We start from the raw sequence: 265 nt of genomic DNA, 5'->3' as shown, positions 1-265 counted from the left end.
GGCCGCCAAACCGTATTCCGTATCGTTGGCGGCCGCGATGACTTCGGCTTCGCTTTCAAAGCGGAACACGGGACACAACGGCCCGAAGGTTTCTTCGCGCGCCACCGCCATTTGCGCCGTTACGCCGCTTAAGACAGTCGGTTCGAAAAACGTTCCGCCCAGCGCGCTGCGTTTGCCGCCGGTCAGGCAGACCGCGCCTTTGGAGAGCGCGTCGGCGATGTGCTGCTCGACTTTTTCCACCGCTTTTTCCTCAATCAGCGGCCCT

The 265-nt window shown here is 61.9% G+C and carries 1 protein-coding gene; it reads right to left on the bottom strand.

The genetic code is table 11. The features are described 5' to 3' along the window. A partial coding sequence (locus HMPREF2907_RS08185; RefSeq protein WP_141754431.1) for an aldehyde dehydrogenase family protein occupies positions 1-265 on the bottom strand: 265 nt, incomplete at both ends.

This window comes from Neisseria sp. HMSC055H02 (genome assembly GCF_001813335.1).
GTDB classification, from domain to species: domain Bacteria; phylum Pseudomonadota; class Gammaproteobacteria; order Burkholderiales; family Neisseriaceae; genus Neisseria; species Neisseria sicca_C.
The sequence above is the reverse complement of the archived record's forward strand: the minus strand, read 5'-3'. Positions and strand labels throughout refer to the sequence as shown.